At 66.5% G+C, this 18,590-nt stretch carries 14 protein-coding genes and 1 pseudogene; 5 read left to right on the top strand and 10 right to left on the bottom strand.

The window, feature by feature from the left end:
• Positions 1–165: 165 nt before the first annotated feature.
• The 5 genes from AMD14_RS05245 to sufT all read right to left on the bottom strand — a co-directional run bounded on the left by AMD14_RS05245 (position 166) and on the right by sufT (position 7,615).
• Entirely contained in the window at positions 166–1,863 is a 1,698-nt protein-coding gene (locus tag AMD14_RS05245; RefSeq protein WP_011050625.1) for a S8 family peptidase, read from the bottom strand.
• Between the two features lie 340 nt (positions 1,864–2,203).
• Positions 2,204–3,613 (bottom strand): S8 family peptidase, encoded by a 1,410-nt coding sequence (locus AMD14_RS05240; protein WP_005925968.1) that lies wholly within the window; start codon positions 3,611–3,613, stop codon positions 2,204–2,206.
• Between the two features lie 260 nt (positions 3,614–3,873).
• Entirely contained in the window at positions 3,874–5,601 is a 1,728-nt protein-coding gene (locus tag AMD14_RS05235; RefSeq protein ID WP_011050623.1) for a S8 family peptidase, read from the bottom strand.
• A 309-nt stretch (positions 5,602–5,910) separates the two neighbouring features.
• Positions 5,911–6,996 carry a branched-chain amino acid aminotransferase gene (locus AMD14_RS05230; RefSeq protein WP_005915557.1) on the bottom strand — a complete coding sequence of 362 codons (1,086 nt, stop codon included), beginning with the start codon at positions 6,994–6,996 and terminating at the stop codon, positions 5,911–5,913.
• Between the two features lie 64 nt (positions 6,997–7,060).
• Positions 7,061–7,615, bottom strand: coding sequence for a putative Fe-S cluster assembly protein SufT (sufT, locus tag AMD14_RS05225; protein ID WP_003488784.1), 555 nt, complete (start codon positions 7,613–7,615; stop codon positions 7,061–7,063).
• A 185-nt stretch (positions 7,616–7,800) separates the two neighbouring features.
• On the opposite strand from sufT, the gene AMD14_RS05220 reads away from it, so the two are divergent.
• Positions 7,801–8,220, top strand: a complete 420-nt coding sequence (locus AMD14_RS05220) for a hypothetical protein (RefSeq protein ID WP_011050622.1) — start codon at positions 7,801–7,803, stop codon at positions 8,218–8,220.
• A 389-nt stretch (positions 8,221–8,609) separates the two neighbouring features.
• On the opposite strand, the gene AMD14_RS05215 is transcribed toward AMD14_RS05220, so the two are convergent.
• Together AMD14_RS05215 and AMD14_RS05210 are read right to left on the bottom strand one after the other, a co-directional pair.
• Positions 8,610–10,067: an NAD(P)(+) transhydrogenase (Re/Si-specific) subunit beta gene (locus AMD14_RS05215; RefSeq protein WP_011050621.1), complete on the bottom strand. Its 1,458-nt coding sequence runs from the start codon at positions 10,065–10,067 to the stop codon at positions 8,610–8,612.
• Complete coding sequence (locus AMD14_RS05210) at positions 10,064–10,369, bottom strand: NAD(P) transhydrogenase subunit alpha part 2 (RefSeq protein ID WP_003488789.1); 306 nt, start codon at positions 10,367–10,369, stop codon at positions 10,064–10,066. The genes AMD14_RS05215 and AMD14_RS05210 overlap by 4 nt, the downstream gene beginning before the upstream one ends.
• Before the next feature lie 123 nt (positions 10,370–10,492).
• Here AMD14_RS05210 and AMD14_RS05205 point away from each other — a divergent pair, with 123 nt between their 5' ends.
• From AMD14_RS05205 to AMD14_RS05195, 3 genes are read left to right on the top strand one after another with little or no spacing between them, the layout of a single operon-like run.
• A complete protein-coding gene (locus AMD14_RS05205) occupies positions 10,493–11,056 on the top strand; it encodes an RNA polymerase sigma factor (protein ID WP_003488792.1) in 564 nt (187 codons plus the stop codon).
• Positions 11,053–11,409 (top strand): hypothetical protein, encoded by a 357-nt coding sequence (locus AMD14_RS05200; protein ID WP_003488794.1) that lies wholly within the window; start codon positions 11,053–11,055, stop codon positions 11,407–11,409. Before AMD14_RS05205 ends, AMD14_RS05200 begins: the two co-directional genes overlap by 4 nt.
• A 5-nt stretch (positions 11,410–11,414) precedes the next feature.
• Positions 11,415–11,906, top strand: a complete 492-nt coding sequence (locus tag AMD14_RS05195; protein ID WP_011050619.1) for a DUF3106 domain-containing protein — start codon at positions 11,415–11,417, stop codon at positions 11,904–11,906.
• A gap of 410 nt (positions 11,907–12,316) precedes the next feature.
• Here AMD14_RS05195 and AMD14_RS05185 read toward each other — a convergent pair.
• Positions 12,317–13,414, bottom strand: a pseudogene (locus AMD14_RS05185) (NAD(P) transhydrogenase subunit alpha).
• Positions 13,415–14,035: 621 nt separating this feature from the next.
• Positions 14,036–14,635: a TetR/AcrR family transcriptional regulator gene (locus AMD14_RS05180; RefSeq protein ID WP_003488801.1), complete on the bottom strand. Its 600-nt coding sequence runs from the start codon at positions 14,633–14,635 to the stop codon at positions 14,036–14,038.
• A 125-nt stretch (positions 14,636–14,760) separates the two neighbouring features.
• Between AMD14_RS05180 and AMD14_RS05175 the strand changes: the two genes are divergently transcribed.
• Positions 14,761–15,618 (top strand): alpha/beta hydrolase, encoded by an 858-nt coding sequence (locus AMD14_RS05175; protein WP_011050616.1) that lies wholly within the window; start codon positions 14,761–14,763, stop codon positions 15,616–15,618.
• A gap of 460 nt (positions 15,619–16,078) precedes the next feature.
• Here AMD14_RS05175 and AMD14_RS05170 read toward each other — a convergent pair whose 3' ends face one another.
• Positions 16,079–18,436: a PacR family protein gene (locus AMD14_RS05170; protein WP_011050615.1), complete on the bottom strand. Its 2,358-nt coding sequence runs from the start codon at positions 18,434–18,436 to the stop codon at positions 16,079–16,081.
• Positions 18,437–18,590 lie beyond the last annotated feature (154 nt).

Below are 18,590 nucleotides of genomic sequence, written 5' to 3'. Positions count from 1 at the left end.
TGCGCGCTACGCGTTTGGGACTCGACTCACGCGATGCTCTCGGCGGATCGCCTGCATTGATTTCGATCTTCCACCGATGTCTCCGCATTGCACGCATGCAGCACTGCCGCACTAGAGCAGGCAGCAGCGCCTCTGGACACGGCAGCACCACCGCGCCGGAACCACTCAATACGCCGCAGTGACGCTGACTCCGGAAAAGCCCAGCGTTGCCTTCAAGCGCACGTAATAGACGCCCGCAGCCGGCGCGGCCAGCGTGCAGCTGTCGCCATTGCCCGGCAACATGCTGCGGCAGCTGTACGCGGCGTCGGTCGGTAACGCTCCGGCCCGTACCGAAAGGTCGGCGTTGCCGCTGCCATCGGCGAGCGTGACCTTGAGCGAACGGGTGCCGGCCGGCACATTGACCTGGTAATACAGCGAATCGGAAAGCGCTGCGCTCAGCCCGGTGCGTGCCACATTCCTGCTCAAGGTGGTCGACTCGATCACCGCCGCCACCGCGCCATCGGCATTCACCAGCCCGGCCCCGCACCCCTGCGTGCAGGCCACCGGCATGGGCCGCGCGCTGGCCTTGAGCAGGGCTTTCACTGTTGCCGGCGTCAGCGGATTCAGGGCCACCGACTGCATCAGCGCCACCACGCCAGCCACGTGCGGCGCAGCCATCGAGGTGCCGCTATACACCGCATATGCCGGATTGCCCGGTGCCGTGGTTCCGGTATTGAGCGTGGACACGATCGATTGCCCGGGCGCGGCGATATCCACGCCCTTGCCGAAGTTGGAGAAGCTGGCCTTGGCGCCGGCCGAGGTGGTGGCGGCCACGGCGATCACGTTGGCGCAATTGGCCGGCACGCTGGTGGAGACGTCCATATTGCTGTTGCCGGCGGCCACGACCACCGCGCTGCCGCGCGTGACCGCTGCGGTGATGGCGTTGTTCAACGTCGCCGAGCAGGTGCCCGCTCCGCCCAACGACAGATTGATCACCGTGGCCGGATTCGGGTTGGCCGGCACGCCAGTGACCTTGCCGCCGGACGCCCACACGATCGCATCGGCGATATCGGACATGTAGCCGCCGCAGCGGCCCAGCACCCGCAACGGCAGGATCTTGGCGTTGAACGCGGTACCGACCACGCCCACCGCGTTGTTGCCCACCGCCGCCACGATGCCGGCCACGTGCGTGCCATGCCAACTGGAATTGGACGCCGACGCTCCGGGCCCGCATTCGTTGGCCGCGGCCCAGTCGCCTTGGTCGGCGGCGTTCGCATCGCGCGCAGTGCCATCGCGCGCAGTGGCCGGATCAACGATGAAGTCGTAGCCGGGCAGCACATTGGCTGCCAGGTCCGGATGATTGGTGATGCCAGTGTCGATCACCGCCACCACGATGCCCTTGCCGGTGGAACGGTCCCAGGCCGGACGGATGTTGAGGCTGGCGGCGGTCGCGCCCATCGCCCACTGCTGCGGCACGCCCGGGTCGTTGGGAACCAGCAATGGCCGCATCAGGATGTCCACTTCCACGCGTTTGACCGCCGGGTCGGCGGCAAGGCGCCGCATCAGGCTTTCCGAATCCACGCGGTCCAGCTTGCGGTCTGCCACCAGCAACATCGGCCCGCCACTGAGCCGGCGCGTGGCCGACAGGCCCAGCGCCTTCCCGCGCGCTTGCGGCACGGCACGCGCGATGTCGCCCCATGGCGCAGACAACCCAGTCGCCCGGCTGCTGCCGACGCTGTTCTTGTAGCTGACGATGAAGCGCTGATGGGTGTTACTGGAATTCAATCCTTGCAGATTGACCTCGCCAGCAGCGGCATGAAACGTGCATGACAACGCACAGACGAATGCAACGCGGCGCAGTACGCCTACTGAGTGATACGGCATGACTCCATCCCTCCCCAAGGATCTGGCAACCCGGTTGGCAACGCGCTGACGCCAGTGCGCTGCGCCGTGCCCGATGCGCGTGCATGCAGATGTTGCATGCCTCACGTGGGGTGGCTATCGGCGTGCCGCCGGTGCGCTGAAGCGGCCATGCCGTACTGGCGCGCGTTTCATTCAGCCATCGCTGCCGGCCCTGGCTGGCGCTGCGGCAATTGCCGCTGCCCGAACGCACAGGGCCCCGCATAGAGCGGGGCAGTGCAGGTTTCAAACCACCGACACGGGCGTCGGGAAAGGCCCGACGCGATGCCGGCTGCGTGCCGGCATCGCGGTCGTCGGCGCAGGTTTACGGGGTCTGGCTGACCGCGCCGGCCGCGTTGACGATGCCCGCGCCGCAGCCGCCCGAGCAGGCGCCCGGCAGCGGACGTGCAGTGTTCTTCAGCAGCGTTTCCACCGCCGCAGGCGTCAGCGGACGGCTGGCGACCGACTGCACCAGCGCCACCACGCCGGCCACGTGCGGGGCCGCCATCGAGGTGCCGTTGTAGCTGGCGTAGCTGGCCGAACCCGGCGTGGTGGTGCCGCTGTTCAAGGTCGACAGGATCGCCGAACCCGGCGCGGAGATGTCGATGCCGGTGCCGTAGTTGGAGAAGCTCGAACGCGCCCCGGCCGAGGTGATCGACGCCACCGAAATCACGTTGGCGCAGCTGGCCGGGGTGAAGTTGGCCACGTTGGCATTGCTGTTGCCGGCCGCCACCACCACGGTGGTGCCGCGCGACACCGCGCTGTTGATCGCATTCTGGTAACTGCTCGAGCAGCTGCCGCTGCCGCCCAGCGACATGTTGATCACTTCGGCCGGGTTGGCATTGGCCGGCACGCCGGACACGGTGCCGCCGGAGGCCCACACGATCGCATCGACGATATCGGACGTGGCGCCGCCGCATGCGCCCAGCGCACGGATCGGCACGATGCGCGCGTTGAACGCGGTACCGGCCACGCCGGTGCTGTTGTTGGTCACCGCCGCGATGGTGCCGGCCACATGCGTGCCGTGCCAGCTGGAATTGGCGGCCGAGGTGCCGCTGCCGCACTGGCCGGCCGTGGTCCAGTCGCCCTGGTCGGCCGGATTGCTGTCACGCCCGTTGTTGTCGCGTGCACGCGTGGCATCGCTGATGAAGTCGTAACCCGGCAGCACGTTGGCGTTGAGGTCAGGATGGCTGGTGATGCCGGTGTCGATCACCGCCACCACCACGCCGGTGCCGGTGGCGGTGTCCCAGGCCGGGCGCACGTTGATGCTGGAGGAAGAGGTGCCGAAGCCCCACTGTTCGGACAGGCGCGTGTCGTTCGGGGTCAGCACCGGGTACATGATCTGGTCGACTTCCACATAGTCCACGCTGGGGTCGGCAGCAATGCGGCGCATCAGCGTTTCGGCGTCGGCGCGGTCCAGGCCACGGTCGGTCTTGAGCACTTCCGAACCCAGCGCCGTGCGGCGCACGTGGTTCAGGCCCAGCGCACGGCCGGCGCGTGCCGGCATCGCACCGGCGACGGAATTGAGCGATGCGCGCATCGAGGTGGGGCTGACCGCCGCACTGGAACCGTCCTTGTATTTGACGATGAAGCGGTCCAGGGTGGGCTGCGCATCCAACCCGGACAGATTGACCTGACCGGCGAATGCCGGCACGGCCAGCAGCGAGGTCAACGCGGAAACACCCAGGACTACCAGCGCGCGCGTGGGCGCACGACGTTGCGACACATTGGACATCGATCGTTCCTTATTGGAGAGGTGCCGCAGCTGCGGCGAGAGGGCCTGCCCTTTGCCGCAGGCTGCGGTTCGGGGCCGGAAACTGCACGGGCGCCAGGCCCGTCGGAGCGACTGACCGGCGTCCATTCCGGCCAAGTGGCAACACATCGCCTGCGCCTGCCGAAACGGCAGACCTGGGCGAGGTATCGCAAATGGGGTTGAAGCGATGGTGGCAGCGTTCCCTGACGTCATGCCAGGGAACGCGTGCAGCGATCCAGCGTTTAGTAGCTGGCGGTCAGGGTCACGCCGGAGAACGTGCTGTAAGCCTTGATCCGCACGTAATAGGTTCCCGACGGCGAGGCGATGTTGCAGGTTTCGGCATTGCCATCCAGATACGGGCGGCAGGCGTAGACGGTGTCGGTCGGCGCGCTACCGGCCCGCACGTACAGGTCTGCATCGCCGCTGCCGCCGCTGGTGGAGACCGTCAGCGTGCCGCTGCCGGCCGGCACCGAGATGGTGTAGTTCAACTCCGCGCCCGTGGCCGCGCCGAGGCCGGTCACCGGCGTGCCGTTGGTCAAGGTGTTGCCGGTTCCGCCACCGCCACTGCTGCCGGCGATGGCCGCCGTCACTGCCGCATCGGCATCGACGATGCCCGCACCGCAACCGCCCGAACAGGCACCCGGCAAGGCGCGTGCGGTGTTCTTCAGCAGTGTTTCCACTGCGGCAGGCGTCAACGTGGTGGGCGCAACCGACTGCACGAGGGCAACAACGCCGGCCACATGCGGCGCCGCCATCGAGGTGCCGTTGTACGAAGCGTAGCTGGCGTTGCCCGGCGTGGTGGTCCCGCTGTTGAGCGTGGACAGGATCCCCGACCCTGGCGCGGAGACGTCGATCCCGCTGCCGTAGTTGGAGTAGCTGGCCTTGGCACCGGCCGAGGTCGTGGCCGCCACTGCGATCACATTGGCGCAGTTGGCCGGCAACGAACCGGACACGTTGGCGGCACTGTTGCCGGCCGCCACCACCACCGTGGTACCGCGCGAGACTGCGCCGTTGATTGCGCTCTGCATCGTGGACGAACAGGTGCCACCGCCGCCCAGCGACATGTTGATGACTTCAGCCGCGTTGGGATTGGCCGGCACACCGCTCACGGTGCCGCCGGAGGCCCAAATGATGGCATCGGCAATGTCCGACAGCGAACCACCGCACCGGCCCAGCACGCGGACCGGCACCACCTTGGCGTTGAACGCAGTGCCGGCCACGCCGGTGGTGTTGTTGGTCAGCGCCGCCACCGTGCCGGCGACATGGGTCCCGTGCCAGCTGGAATTGGACGTGGCGCACCCGCTGGTCGAGTTCCAGTCGCCTTCGTCGGCAGGATTGTTGTCGCGCCCATTGCCGTCGCGCGCGGCGGTGGCATCGCTGATGAAGTCGTAGCCGGGCAGGATGTTGGCGTCCAGGTCGGGATGGCTGACGATGCCGGTGTCGATCACCGCAACCACGACGTTGGCACCGGTGGCCTTGTCCCAGGCCGGGCGGATGTTGAGCCCTGCGTTGGTGGTGCCGAAGGCCCACTGCTCGGACAGGCGGCTGTCGTTGGGGGTCAGCGTGGGGTACAGCATCTGGTCCACTTCCACGCTTTGCACGTTGGGGTCGGCGGCCAGCTGGCGCATCAGGGTTTCGGCTTCGGCGCGATCCAGCGCGCGGTCGGCCTGAACCAGCTCCGGTCCCACTGCCAGACGACGCACGCTGTTCAGGCCCAGCGACTTGCCGGCCTTGGCCGGCAACGCACGTGCAGCGGTGCGCAACGAGGTCGTCAACACACTGGGGCTGCTCAGGGCGCTACTGCCGTCCTTGTAGGTCACGATGAACTTCTGGTGGGTCTGCGCAGTGGCCAGGCCACCCAGGTAGACATCGCCGGCGAATGCCGGCGTTACCAGCAGCAGCGAGGTAAGTGCCGAAACACCCAGGATGCAGAGCGCTCGGTGGCGCGGACGAAACGACGCGTTGGACATCGAATTCCCTTCCAGTGCAAGAGAACCGCCGAAGCGGTAGTTCCGAAACCGTCGCAATGGCGACTGGCCCAGTGCCCCGGACCGCCCCTGTTATCGATCCGTTCAGTGAACCTATCCCAGAGGAACCGAACTGGACAGTACGGAGTTTGTATTTTTCGAAATCAAAATTTAACTACGCGACTTGAATCACACTTTACTCATGCTGAATTCGACTTGTTCTTGGTCGAAAAATGGTCTTTTTGCTGTTGCGCAAACAAAAAAGCCCCCGTGCTGACACACGGAGGCCCTTGTTTGGCGAAATATGTCCGCTTACGACAAACGCACCAACCACCCGTGGCGGTCCGGCACGCGGCCGTACTGGATATCGGTCAGTTCCTGGCGCAGCGACATGGTCACCTGGCCCGCTGGCGCGGACAGATCGCCCACCGCGAACCCCTCGCCCTTCAGCTCGCCGATGGGGGTCACCACCGCCGCCGTACCGCAGGCGAACACCTCGGTGATCTCGCCGGAGGCCACGCCCTGCTTCCATTCGTCGATCGCGACCTTGCGCTCGATCACCTGCATGCCACGGTCGCGGGCCAGTTGCAGGATGCTGTCGCGGGTGATGCCTTCCAGGATGCTGCCGGACAGTTCCGGGGTCACCAACGTGCCGTCCTTGTAGACCAGGAACACGTTCATGCCGCCGAGTTCTTCGATGTACTTGCCTTCCACCGGGTCCAGGAACAACACCTGCGAGCAGCCCTGGGCATAGGCCTTCTGCTGCGGCAGCAGCGACGCGGCGTAATTGCCGCCGCATTTGGCCGCGCCGGTCCCGCCCTTGGCCGCACGTGCGTATTCGGTGGACAGCCAGATCGACACCGGCGCCACGCCCTTGGCGAAGTACGGGCCGGCCGGGCTGGCGATCACGTAATACGAGGCCTTGTGCGCCGCGCGCACGCCCAGGAAGGCCTCATCGGCAATCATGAACGGGCGGAAATACAGGCTGGTCTCCGGCGCCGACGGCACCCAGCCGCCATCCACGGCCACCAGCTGGCGCAGCGATTCCACGAACAGGTCCACCGGCAATTCCGGCAGCGCCAGACGGCGCGCCGACCGCTGCAGGCGCTCGCCGTTGGCTTGCGGACGGAAGGTCCAGATCGAGCCGTCGGCGTGCCGGTAGGCCTTGATGCCTTCGAAGATCTCCTGCCCGTAATGCAGCACCGACGCTGCCGGATCCAGCTGCAGCGGGCCGTACGCGCGCACTTGCGCGTCGTGCCAGCCCTGCTCGTTGTTCCAGGAGATGGCGACCATGTGGTCGGTGAAATGCAACCCGAAACCGGGCGCAGCCAGGATCACGGACAATTCGTCGGCGCTGCGCGGCGACGGAGAACGGGTGGAAGCGAAGGACACGGACACCGGGAGATTCCTGTATGGCGGGCGAAAGGACGCAGCGCCACATCGTGGACATGGCGCGTGACGATCAGAGCATGCCGGTCTCGAGACGGGCCGCTTCGGACATCATATGCCGGCCCCACGGCGGGTCGAACACCAGCTCGACGTCGGCCTCGGCGATGGTCGGGATCATTTCGACCTTGCTGCGCACATCGTCGACCAGGATTTCGCCCATGCCGCAACCGGGCGCGGTCAGCGTCATCTTGACGTCGACCCGGCGCTGATCGTCTTCTTCGCGATGGCTGACCACTGCCTCGTAGACCAGGCCCAGATCGACGATATTGAACGGAATTTCCGGGTCGAAACAGGTGCGCAGCTGCTGCCACACCAGCGCTTCCACCTCTTCGTCGCTGGCATTGGCGGGCAATTCCAGCCCCGGCGGCGGCTCCTTGCCGATCGCATCGCCATCCTTGCCGGCAATGCGGAACAGATTGCCTTCGACGAAGACGGTATAGCTGCCACCCAGCGCCTGGGTGATATAGCCGTAACTGCCTGCGGGCAGGGTCACCGAATCGCCCTGCGGCACCATGACGGCATCGCAATCGCGTTCGAACTGGACGGGTTCGCTGCTACGGGAATACATGGGCTGGATATGGGGCCGCGCCGGACGCGCGCAAGTCGGCCATTCTAGCCGACCACGACGCTACCGCCGCCGGCCAGCGTGCCAGCCGGGGACGACGCTGCATTCCATCGGCCGCACTGCCGTGGCGTGGCGTGCGTCGCAGAGGCCGGCGCGCGTCTATCATGTGCGCACTGTCAGGAGCTCCAATGCCGCCCACCACCGCGTCCGCCAGAACTGTCCACTGGCTCTGGCCCCCGCTCCTGCTGCTGGGATGCGTCACCGCCCTCATCGCCTGGCTGCTCATCGCCCTGGCCCTGGGCAACCAGGCCGGCTGGATGGCCGTGGTCGTGGCGCTGGAGATCGTCTGGATGCTGCGCCTGGGCACCCTGCGCGCCGGCCGGCTGCGCATCGGCGTGGCCGTCGTGGCGACCGCGCTGATCATCGCAGGCGCCAACTGGGGCATCGCCTCGGCCCAACTGGGCGGACCGCTGGGCCTGGACCCGTGGACCTCGGCCCAGAAGATGGGCACCGGCCTGGCCTGGACGCTGCTGCAACTGGCCAACAACGGCTTCGACCTGCTGTGCTATGTCGCGGCACTGCTCGTGGCCTGGTGGGCGGCGCGCTGAGGCAGGCGCGATTGTTTCAGTAGCCAACGTCGGACGTCGTTGCAGCTGATGCGTTAGCTGCACAGATTCGGGCACCGCGGCTCGTCAAACGCCATCGCTCTCATCAGAGATACATGGAAACGCGCTGCGCGTTTGCCGCAGGGCCCCTTTCCTGCCCACCATCGCCAGACACGCTGCAAGTACGTCCTTGTAAGCTCCGTGGCGGCATGGATACCGCCATCGAGACTCCAGGGACGGATTTACGGCGCGTCCCGCAAACGGTGAGGGCGCCGCGCCTTCGACTCACCCGGCTTTGATCCGCGCGTGTAAGCGCCTCCGGTAACGCAACAGGACACGACCGACCCTGCGTTGCCTCAAGCGTCTGAGCGCGCCTGGCGACACACCAACACTCAATGCCCGCTGCCATCCAGCGCTTTCAATTCACTCACCAGCGCACCAGCGGCTTCTGCCCCATCGCCGTACAACATGCGCGTGTTGTCGGCGTAGAACAGCGCATTCTCGATGCCGGCAAAGCCGGTTCCCTTGCCGCGCTTGATCACCACCGTGTTGCGCGAATTGACCACGTCCAGAATCGGCATGCCGTAGATCGGGCTGGCCGAATCGGTCTTGGCGACCGGATTGACCACGTCGTTGGCACCGATCACCAACGACACGTCGGTGCTGGCAAATTCCGGATTGATGTCGTCCATGTCGGCGATCAGATCGTAGGGCACACCGGCCTCGGCCAGCAGCACGTTCATGTGCCCCGGCATGCGCCCAGCGACCGGATGGATCGCGAACTTCACCTTGACACCGCGCGCCATCAAGCGCTGCGCCAGCTCCCAAATCTTGTGCTGTGCCTGCGCCACTGCCATGCCATAGCCGGGCACGATCACCACCCGCTCGGCAAAGGCCATCATCGCCGCCACATCGCCGGCCTCGATCGGCTTCTGCACACCGCTGATTTCCTGCGCCTGCCCGCCACCGCCGAAGTTGGAAAACAGCACCCCGCTGATCGGACGATTCATCGCCTTGGCCATCAACCGCGTCAGCAGAATGCCGGCCGCGCCGACCATCATGCCGGCGATGATCAGTGCCTCGTTGCCGAGTACATACCCCTCGAACGCCACCGCCAACCCGGTAAACGCGTTGTAGAGCGAAATCACCACCGGCATGTCGGCACCGCCGATCGGTAGCGTCATCAGCACGCCCAGGGCCAACGCCACCACGAAGAACGCGATGATCGCCAACGGCTGCAGGCTGCCCGCCGCCCAGATGGCCAGGGCCAGCACCGCCACTGCCACCGCCAGATTGAAGGCTTGCTGCCCCGGGAAGGTCATCCGCCGGTCCAGCCGGCCATCGAGCTTGGCCCACGCGATGATCGACCCCGACAACGACACCGCCCCGATCGCCGAACCGATCACCGCCAGCACCACCATGGCGGTGTCCGGCTGCCGCGCCGCCAGCTCCGCAACCGCCTGGGCGCTCCAATGCGCCGTGTCGCGATTGGCGAAGAACGAAAACCGCAGCAGTTCCACCGCGCCGATCGCCGCCGCCGAGCCGCCGCCCATGCCGTTGTACAGCGCCACCATCTGCGGCATGTCGGTGATGGCGACCTTCTTGGCCGACCACCACGCCACGCCGGTGCCGATCGCCAACGCCGCCAGAATCAGCGGCACGTTGTGCAACTCGGGCAGGAAAAACGTGGCCACCGTGGCGATCAACATGCCCAGCCCGGCCCAACGGATGCCGCTGCGCGCGCTCAATGGAGACGCCATCCGCTGCAGACCGAGCAGGAACAAGGTGGCTGCAACCAGGTAACTGGACTTGACCACCCACGACAGCAACTCGGCAGTGGAGACGTTCATGACCTATCCCCGCCAGGCGACTTCTTGCTGGACTTGAACATCTCCAGCATTCGCTCGGTGACCACGTAGCCCCCCGCCGCGTTTCCCGCACCTAACGCCACTGCGACAAATCCCAGCGCTTTTTCCAACGTGGTGTCGGCATGCCCCAGCACCACCATCGCCCCGATCAGCACGATGCCGTGGATGAAGTTGGAACCGGACATCAGCGGCGTATGCAGGATCACCGGCACCCGCGAGATGATCACGTGGCCGGCAATGGCCGCCAGCATGAAGATGTACAGCGCTACGAATCCGTCGCTCATCGTCTCTGGCTCCACTGGTCGGTGCGGCCCGCCGATCATACCCACGCCACGCCCGTGCGGGCGCCTGTCAACCGAATCCGCGCTCGCCCGTTGACGTCGTATCGTCTCCGCGGAAGCTACGCTGTGCTGGTGGGAACTCCTTTCGATCCGCAAGCTACCGCACCGGCCGCCACCGCGCCGGTGTCGCTGGACGCCTTTCTGGCCGGCATCGGGCCGCGTGCGTTCCGTTTTGCCGAGGCCGGCCTGCGGCACCGCGAAGATGCGCTGGACGCCGTGCAGGACGCCATGGTGAAGCTGCTGGGCTATCGCGAACGGCCAGCCGAGGAATGGACGCCGCTGTTCTGGAGCATCCTGCGCAGCCGCATCATCGACCTGCAGCGGCGACGCAGCTTCCGCCTGAAGTTCTGGGCACCGGCCGAGCGCGCCGACGACGAAGGCCCGATCGACTGGGCCGACCCCGGCACCGGACCGGTCGACGAACAACAGCATCAACAGGCCTACCAACGGCTGGTCGATGCATTGCGCACACTGCCGGCGCGCCAGCGCGAAGCCTTCACCCTGCGCGTGCTCGAAGACCTGGACGTGGCCACCACCGCCAAGGCGATGGGCTGCTCCGAAGGCTCGGTCAAAACCCACCTGTCGCGCGCGCGCGACGCGTTGCAAAAACAGTTCGAGGATTTCCTGTGAACCGCTCCCACGACACCGCCCGGCTGGATGCGCAGCTGCGCCGGCTGCATGCCACCGCGCTGACCAGCCTGCCGCCGCAGACACTGGCGCGCCTGCGCCAGGCCCGCCACGCCCCGGCATCCACGCGCGGCCGGCGCGGCTACTGGTTGCTGGCCACCGCGTGCTCGGGCCTGCTGGCGATCGGCATCGGCCTGCAGCTGCACCCCAGCCAAAGCGTCTCATCTGGCGCCGCGCCGACCTCGTCGGTTGCCAGCGCCAGCACCAGCGCCACCACCGAGACAGACGACCTGCTGGCCCAGAACCCGGACCTGTATGTCTGGCTCGGCTCCGACACCGCCCTGGCCATGGAATAAGCACGATGACCCACACCACCCGCCTGCTGTTGACCCTGTTGCTGAGCGCCGGGCCATGCGCCTCCACGCTGGCTCAGGACGGCCCGCCCGGACCTCCTCCACCGGGTGCGCCCATGGACGCGCCTGGCCCACGCGGCCAGGGCCCCCGTGACGAGACGCCCATGCCCGAGTGGGACCAGCTGACCAAGCAGCAACGCCAGGTCATGATCGATGCGCTGCGCGAGCGCTGGGACGACGTGCCCGAAGAACGCCCCAGGATGTACCGGCACGCCCGCCGCTGGCTGGACATGACGCCCGAGCAGCGCAAGCAGGCCAAGGCCGGCATGGACCGCTTCCGCAACATGAGTCCGGAGCAACGCCGCGAGGCCAAGGCCTTGTTCGACCGCATGCGCACGCTCAACCCGCAACAGCGCAACGAACTGCAGCAACGCTGGCAGAAGATGAGCCCGGCCGAGCGCAGCGCTTGGTTGCGCGAGCATCCGCCGGTCGAGGACTGATGTTTGGCAGGAATTGCGCCGCGGACGCGGCGGACGATGCCGCCTGTTCAAGCGCCGCGCAGGGTTGCGATGGGCGGTGGCCATTGATCAGCCGTCGCGCCTGGCATCTTGCAGCGCGCGACGGCCACCCAATGCAGCGACGCGCACCCCGCGTACCCGCGCGCGAGGTGGCGTAACGTTGGTAGCGCACGCAGCTGCAACACGTCGCAGCAACCGCCTCGCACGCCAACACCCGTGTTGCATCGATGGCTTCGCTACATCGTCGGTTGCAACGACAACGACGAAATCACTGACCGCGCCACGCCTCAACCTGCCTGGCGCATCGCACGTCAGCGCCGGGCTGACGACGGCTCGCGATGCGCTAGCGCGCTGTCCTTGTCGGATTGCGCGCACCGAGCTTTCTGCGACGCCTAGGCGGTGGTTGCGGCCGGCGCCGACCACCGCGTCTTCGCCAGCAACTCATCGTCCCAGTCGAGCGTCAACGCACCGTCCTGGATCAACAGGGCGACGAAGGCGTACACGTTGCGCGCGAACATCTCGCTGGCATGCACTGCGCCCTGGCTGGCCAGATTGAGCGGGCCAGCGATGACCACGCCGTCGAGGTCATACGTCTACCCCGGGCGGGTGGCCGCGCAATTGCCGCCGGTTTCCGCCGCCAGGTCCACGATCACGCTGCCGGCGCGCATGCCGCGTGCCATCTCGGTGGTCACGATCTTCGGTGCCGGCCGGCCCGGAACCGCTGCAGTGCACACCACCACATCCACACCGGTGAGGTGTTCGGCCAGACGACGCTGCTGTTCGGCGCGTTCGTCGTCGCTGAGTTGACGCGCGTAGCCGCCTTCGCCGGCAGCGCTCACGCCCAGGTCCAGAAATCGCGCACCCAGCGAGGCGATCTGCTCACGCGTTTCCGGCCGCACATCGAAGCCTTCCACCTGCGCGCCCAGCCGCTTGGCGGTGGCGATCGCCTGCAGGCCGGCCACGCCCGCGCCGATCACCAGCACCTTGCACGGGCGCATGGTGCCGGCCGCGGTGGTCAGCATCGGAAAAAAGCGCGGCGCCAGCTGCGCGGCAATCAGCATCGCCTTGTAGCCGGCCATGCCGGCCTGCGAGCTCAACACATCCATCGACTGCGCGCGCGTGGTGCGCGGCAGGCGCTCCAGTGGAAACGCAATCAATTGCCGCGCGGCAAACGCCTGCGCACGCGCAGGGTCTGCATCCGGCGCCAGCATGCCGATCACCACCGCGTGCGGCTTGCACCGGAGCAACGTGTCGGTAGAAGGCGCCTGCACGCACAGCACCATCTCGGCCTGCGCCACGGCGTCGGCGCCGGCAGGCTGCGCACCGGCCTGCAGATACGCGTCATCGTCCATGCTGCTGGCCCGGCCGGCCCCCGGTTCGATCCACACGCCGGCACCGAGCGCGACCAGTTTCTTGACCGTTTCCGGCGTCGCGGCCACACGGCGTTCGCCGGCGGCCTGCTCTTTCAGTACCAGCACCTGCACAGCCATGGGTTGCTCCGGTCTTGCGCCCAGTCGCGGCGATGCTAGCAGAGCGCGGTGCGCGCGCAGGTAGCGAAGCTTGGATCATTCTCTCGGCGAGAGCGTCAGTGGCCGAGGGTGAGCTGCCGCTGACGCATCGGTCCAGCGCGCATTTGGCTTGGTGGCACCCGTGAGCTGGATGACGAGTTTCGGGGAGTTACCCGAGGCAACTCGCAGAATCGTTCTGGACGACGGCGCTGCAGCTGTACTGCGCGATACGCGCCGGCACACCAGCAGGACGATACGCAAATCATGGATGTTGCCTGCGGCACAGCGCTGATTCCGGCGTCAACACGCACGCGTGATCGCCCTGCCCTGCAAATCAACGACCGCGTGGCCGCAGCTCTCGCTGGGAAACGGGGGCCGGCTGCCGCATACAAGAGCGCAACCGGCACGTATTCCGCGTCGAATGCGCATTCCGCTTCAAAACACGTCATGCCGGCGTCAGATCGTATTCGAGACCCTTGCGGCTGTGCAGGTGCAGGCAATGCCGACGTTGAAGGCACGCCTCATCGCGCTCCAGCCCATCTCCTAGCGCCTTGCAGTCCCGGCATGACCGTCGAGGCTCCGAAAATCGTCGAAGAGGGCGCACTAAGGCTCAAACAACCCTTTCAGCAGCGGCGCAAACACCAGCTCGGGGGCAACGCCCAGCAACGCCTCATGCTTCCCGTCGATGGCAAGAGAGGCGTAACCATGTACGGCGCTCCAAGCGAGCACGGTGCGCTGCTCGAGCAACGCGGCGCCCGGGTCGCTAGCGTGCCGGGCAATCCATTGCGCACGCACCGTCTCGCGCAGGCACGCCATCGCCGCAGCGCTGGCTTCGGTCAAGCGTGGCCAGCGCAACGCACGCACATCCAGGCCAAGCATCAGCCGGAAATGCTGCGGAAACTCCAGCGCAAACCGGATATAGCCCAGCCCGCAGCCCATCAACGGGTCGTCCACCTCACGCTGCGTGGCGAGGATGCGCGCGAGCATGCGCTCGTAACCGTCAGCCGCCACGTCCGCCAAAAGCCCGTCCAGCGAGCCGAAGTGGTGCGCGGGGGCGGCGTGCGACACACCGGCGCGGCGCGCGCAGGCGCGCAAGGTGAGCCCGCGCAAACCGGACTCGCCCAGCAAGTCCCAGCCTGCCCGCCGCAGCGCGGCCGGCAGATCGCCGTGGTGGTAGGCAGCAGTGGCGGACGAGGGCGGCATGGGCAGCTTCGCTTATGGAAACAACAGTGGATCAAACCATCTTGACGTTGACAAGATACGCGCACCAGACTGATGGCACATCTTGTCATCGACTAGATGCCGCCTCTCCTTGCAGGACATGCCTCATGAGCTCATCCATCGCCACGCTGCGCAGGCGCCTGTTACGCGGCTCCCTGGCCGGCGCCAGTCGGTTGGCTCCTGGACCCACCGGCCGCTATCTGGCACGTCGCTTCGTCACCCCGGCAGCGCTTGGGCGCCGGCAGGCGGCCACGATCGCGGCCACATTGACCGACATGCAGCGTCACACGCTGCGGATCGATGACATCGACATCGCCATGTACCAGTGGGGCGATCCGGCGCAGCAGCGGTATGTGCTGCTGTCGCATGGCTGGGCCAGTTATGCGCTGCGCTTTGCGGCCTGGGTGCCGCAGTTGCGCGCACTCGGCTATGCGGTCGTGGCGTTCGACCAGGCGGCGCACGGCTTGAGCGGCGGACGAATCAGCTACATGCCGCATTTCGTGAAAATGTTGCGTGTCATCGGCAGCCGCTTCGGCCGCCCGGCCGCATTTATCGGCCACTCGCTCGGCGCGGCCTCGGTGGTATTTGCCGACGACCCGGTGTGGCGCCCTGCGCGCTATGTGCTGATCGCACCGTTGCTGGCGCCGGCCGCCAGTGCGCAGCGCCAGTTTCGCGCATTCGGTATTGCGCCTGCCGCGTTCGCACCGTTCGAAAACTGGCTGGCAGACCTGACGGGCAAGCGCTTTTCCGATTTCGATGCGACGCCGCGCTTGCCGCAGTTCGATCGCCCGGCGCTGATCATCCCCGACCGTCGCGACCGCGAAACGCCGTGGGACGAAGGCGCGCGTTTCGCCAGCCTGTGGCCGGGCGCGCAGCTGTTCACCACCGAAGGGCTAGGCCATAACCGCATGGTCGACCACACCTCGGTGATCGAGCGGGCGATGCAATTTATCGGGCCGGCATGATCTGAAGAAATACGAGAAACTCTGCCATTGTGGCCGCAGCCCGAGGCAGCAGTCATCGCAGCGCGCATCGATGAGGTCTTGGGCAAACAAGCGACGCAGCTCATTTATTTAATTGCAGTGTCTGTCCTGCGCGTGAGCTGCCTCCGAGCGCAGCACCTCAGCAGCATGGACTCAGTGGCAAGGCATCGCACCGCAGAACGCGCTTTCCCTATTCCACCGCGCCGCTCGGCAAATGCACGCACGCCGGATCGCTCAAGGCACTGCATCGCCAAGTCATCGGGCCGGCAGGTCGGTCACAGCCTGCATCGCGCTGTGGGAAGCGAGCAGCCTGGCGGCCGCACACGCGCTTTGAATCGCTCAACGCACCGCACCGCGGTTGTGCAATGGGTCCAGCCACTTGCGCCCTGCACCGCAGCGTCGAAAGCGCACGGCCGTTAATCACATACGCACGTGGGACCGCTCAGTGCACCGTGCTGTTGTTCTGCAACGGATCCAGTCGATCGATCACACCCTGCATCGCGCTGTCGAAGGCGCCGTCGTTGATGTGCTCGCGCAGGCGGCCCAGGCGCACCATCACCGCCAGTTCTTCTGGCGAGGCGACGCAGAAACGCACGCCGCGTCGATTGACGAATAGCAGACGCTGCGAAATCGGGCTCACCCACGACAGCTTGCCGGCCTGCACCTTGCCGTCCTTGTCGACAAAATCCAGCCACGTGCCGATATCCATCGCTCGGAAACGTTCGGCATCGGCGCTGTCGATGCTCTGCGCGACCGCTTCGGCACCCAGCACCACGCTGACGCTTTCGGTAGCCGGTGGGGGAAGATTGACCTGCGGCAGTTCCGGCAGGGCTTTTTCCAGTTCCGGGCGCGCTTCGGCGATCGCCTGCAAGGTGTCGTGCAAGGCGGTGATCGCCACCACCACCGCATCCCCGTGCAGGCCTACGCTTGCGAACACGCGGTGCAACGCCGGCTGCCAGACCTGCAGCCATGGCTTGCCGACGATATGACGGCGCGCTTCGGCCAGTTCTTCCAGTACGCCGTCGGCCACCGCCAGGGCCTCGATGGTGCCGGGACCTTCCTCGCCGTCGCGCAGGATCGCCATGGTCAGGTGATGCAGCCACGGCTGGCGCAGAAAGTCGTCCACCGCCTTGGGCAGGCCCGCGCCTTCGGGCGCACGCTGCTCCAGTTCCGACAGCGCGCGGCTGCGCGCCAGTTCGAGCTTTTCCTGCCCGCGCTGGGTTTCGGTGGCACGACGCTCGGCAATTTCCACCCGGCGCCGGTGCTGCGACAGGAAGTCGCGGAATTCTTCTTCCAGGGTGAGGAAGATCGCCAGATTTTCGTTGAATTCGGCCACCAGGCGGTCGACGATTTCTTCGACCTTGCCCATCAGCACGCGCTCGGCAGCGCTGTCGCCGTTGTTGCCTTCGCAGGCCTCGGCCAGCGAGTTGAGCAGGCGCCGCGCGGGGTGGGTCTTCTGCACGAACATCTTGCGGTCCAGCAGTGCGACCTTGACGAACGGCACCACCAGGCGGCCGATCATTTCGCGCGAACGATTTTCCAGATCGCGCTCGTCCAGCATTACATCGAACAGCATGCCGACCAGGTCGATGGCATCTTCGTCCATCGGGTCGAGTTTTGCGGTGGCCGGGTCCACGCCCAGTCGCGTGGCGCTGGAAAGCACCTCGTTCTTCAACCGCTGCGCAAGCGATTCGGTGTCGTCGCCGATGGCCGCCTGCAGCGTCGCGCTGGGCGTGGCCTGCAGCAGCGACAGCACCGACATCATTTCGCGCTGGCTCAACGGGCGTTGCTGCCCTACCGCGACGGTGGCGGCAGACGCGGCGGTGTCGCGCACGCTGCGGGTCTGTTGCAGCAATTCGTGCAGCGCCTCGAGCAGCATGCCCTGGCTGCCGCCGGGATGGTCGGCCTCGCCGTCCATGCCGCCATCCCCGCCGCCATCGGCATGGCCGCGTTGCGTCGCGGCCTGCATGCGGCCGCGGCTATGTGCCCAGCGGTCAAGAAAACGGTTGGCCCAGGCCGGTGCGTACTGATCACCCTGGTTGTCGCCGCCCATCTCGGCGTGACCGCCCTGCGGCTCGGCCTGGACGCGCTCATCCGGCATCTCGCCACGCGACTGCATGCGCGGCGGTGCGCGCTTGGCCTGCGAAATTTCCGGCATCACCCCGGCCTTGGCCAGGGTTTCGTCCAGGCGTGCGTACAACTTGCCGATCGGCTCGGCCAGATCGCGCTCGCACAGCTTGATCAACACCAGTCGCACTTCCGGCGCCAGGTCGCAGGTGGCGAAGGCTTCGTGGATCGCCACGCCCAGATGTTCGGGGCCAATCGGGTTGGTGTCGGCCATCAACTCCAGCCCGCCGGCGATCCAGCCCAGGCGGCGGTCCACCCGTGCCAGCACCTGTTTGAAATCGCGCAACAGCACCGTGGCCAGATTGCGCACTGCCAGCCGCGATTCGAGCACGTGCTCGGGCACCAGACTCAGCGGGCCGGTGCCCATGTCGCCGGCCAGCACCACTTCGGCCGACAACGGCGTGCCGAGCACCAACGCCTGCCAGCCATCTTCCAGCTGTTGGCGGAACTGGCGGGCGACCTCTTCGCGCTTGCGGCGCAATTCGCGCATGCCATCGAGAAACAGCAACTGCGAGGCGCCAGCGGATTCGGCACGGTCGAACAGCACATCGTCGAAATGCGCAACTGCAGCAGCAAAAACCTGCGCGAGCGCCGGCACGAAAACGTCGTGCGCCTGCTCGAGCAAGCGTTGGTCACGGCCCGGATGTCCCGACGGACTGGGCTGAAAAGTCATGCGCAAAGGCTCCCCGCCTCTGCAGGCGTGAAAATTTTCGAACGAGAAAAAACAGACGCGGCCCCAAATTCCGCCTGTGCATGGTAGGCGGTTCGCGCATCCGTTAAGTGTGACATTTTACTCACTTTACTCGTGACCGCCCAGGGTTTGCGTG

This window comes from Xanthomonas citri pv. citri (assembly GCF_000961215.1).
GTDB classification, from domain to species: domain Bacteria; phylum Pseudomonadota; class Gammaproteobacteria; order Xanthomonadales; family Xanthomonadaceae; genus Xanthomonas; species Xanthomonas cissicola.
This window is presented reverse-complemented; position numbering and strand designations above follow the sequence as displayed.

Bases quoted from the DNA above. Each gene is read 5' to 3' on its own strand.
- AMD14_RS05210 (WP_003488789.1), bottom strand. From the start codon at position 10,369: ATGAGCGACGGATTCGTAGCGCTGTACATCTTCATGCTGGCGGCCATT.
- AMD14_RS05235 (WP_011050623.1), bottom strand. From the start codon at position 5,601: ATGTCCAACGCGTCGTTTCGTCCGCGCCACCGAGCGCTCTGCATCCTG.
- AMD14_RS05245 (WP_011050625.1), bottom strand. From the start codon at position 1,863: ATGCCGTATCACTCAGTAGGCGTACTGCGCCGCGTTGCATTCGTCTGT.
- AMD14_RS05215 (WP_011050621.1), bottom strand. From the start codon at position 10,067: ATGAACGTCTCCACTGCCGAGTTGCTGTCGTGGGTGGTCAAGTCCAGT.
- sufT (WP_003488784.1), bottom strand. From the start codon at position 7,615: ATGTATTCCCGTAGCAGCGAACCCGTCCAGTTCGAACGCGATTGCGAT.
- AMD14_RS05240 (WP_005925968.1), bottom strand. From the start codon at position 3,613: ATGTCCAATGTGTCGCAACGTCGTGCGCCCACGCGCGCGCTGGTAGTC.
- AMD14_RS05195 (WP_011050619.1), top strand. From the start codon at position 11,415: ATGACCCACACCACCCGCCTGCTGTTGACCCTGTTGCTGAGCGCCGGG.
- AMD14_RS05180 (WP_003488801.1), bottom strand. From the start codon at position 14,635: ATGCCGCCCTCGTCCGCCACTGCTGCCTACCACCACGGCGATCTGCCG.
- AMD14_RS05175 (WP_011050616.1), top strand. From the start codon at position 14,761: ATGAGCTCATCCATCGCCACGCTGCGCAGGCGCCTGTTACGCGGCTCC.
- AMD14_RS05170 (WP_011050615.1), bottom strand. From the start codon at position 18,436: ATGACTTTTCAGCCCAGTCCGTCGGGACATCCGGGCCGTGACCAACGC.
- AMD14_RS05220 (WP_011050622.1), top strand. From the start codon at position 7,801: ATGCCGCCCACCACCGCGTCCGCCAGAACTGTCCACTGGCTCTGGCCC.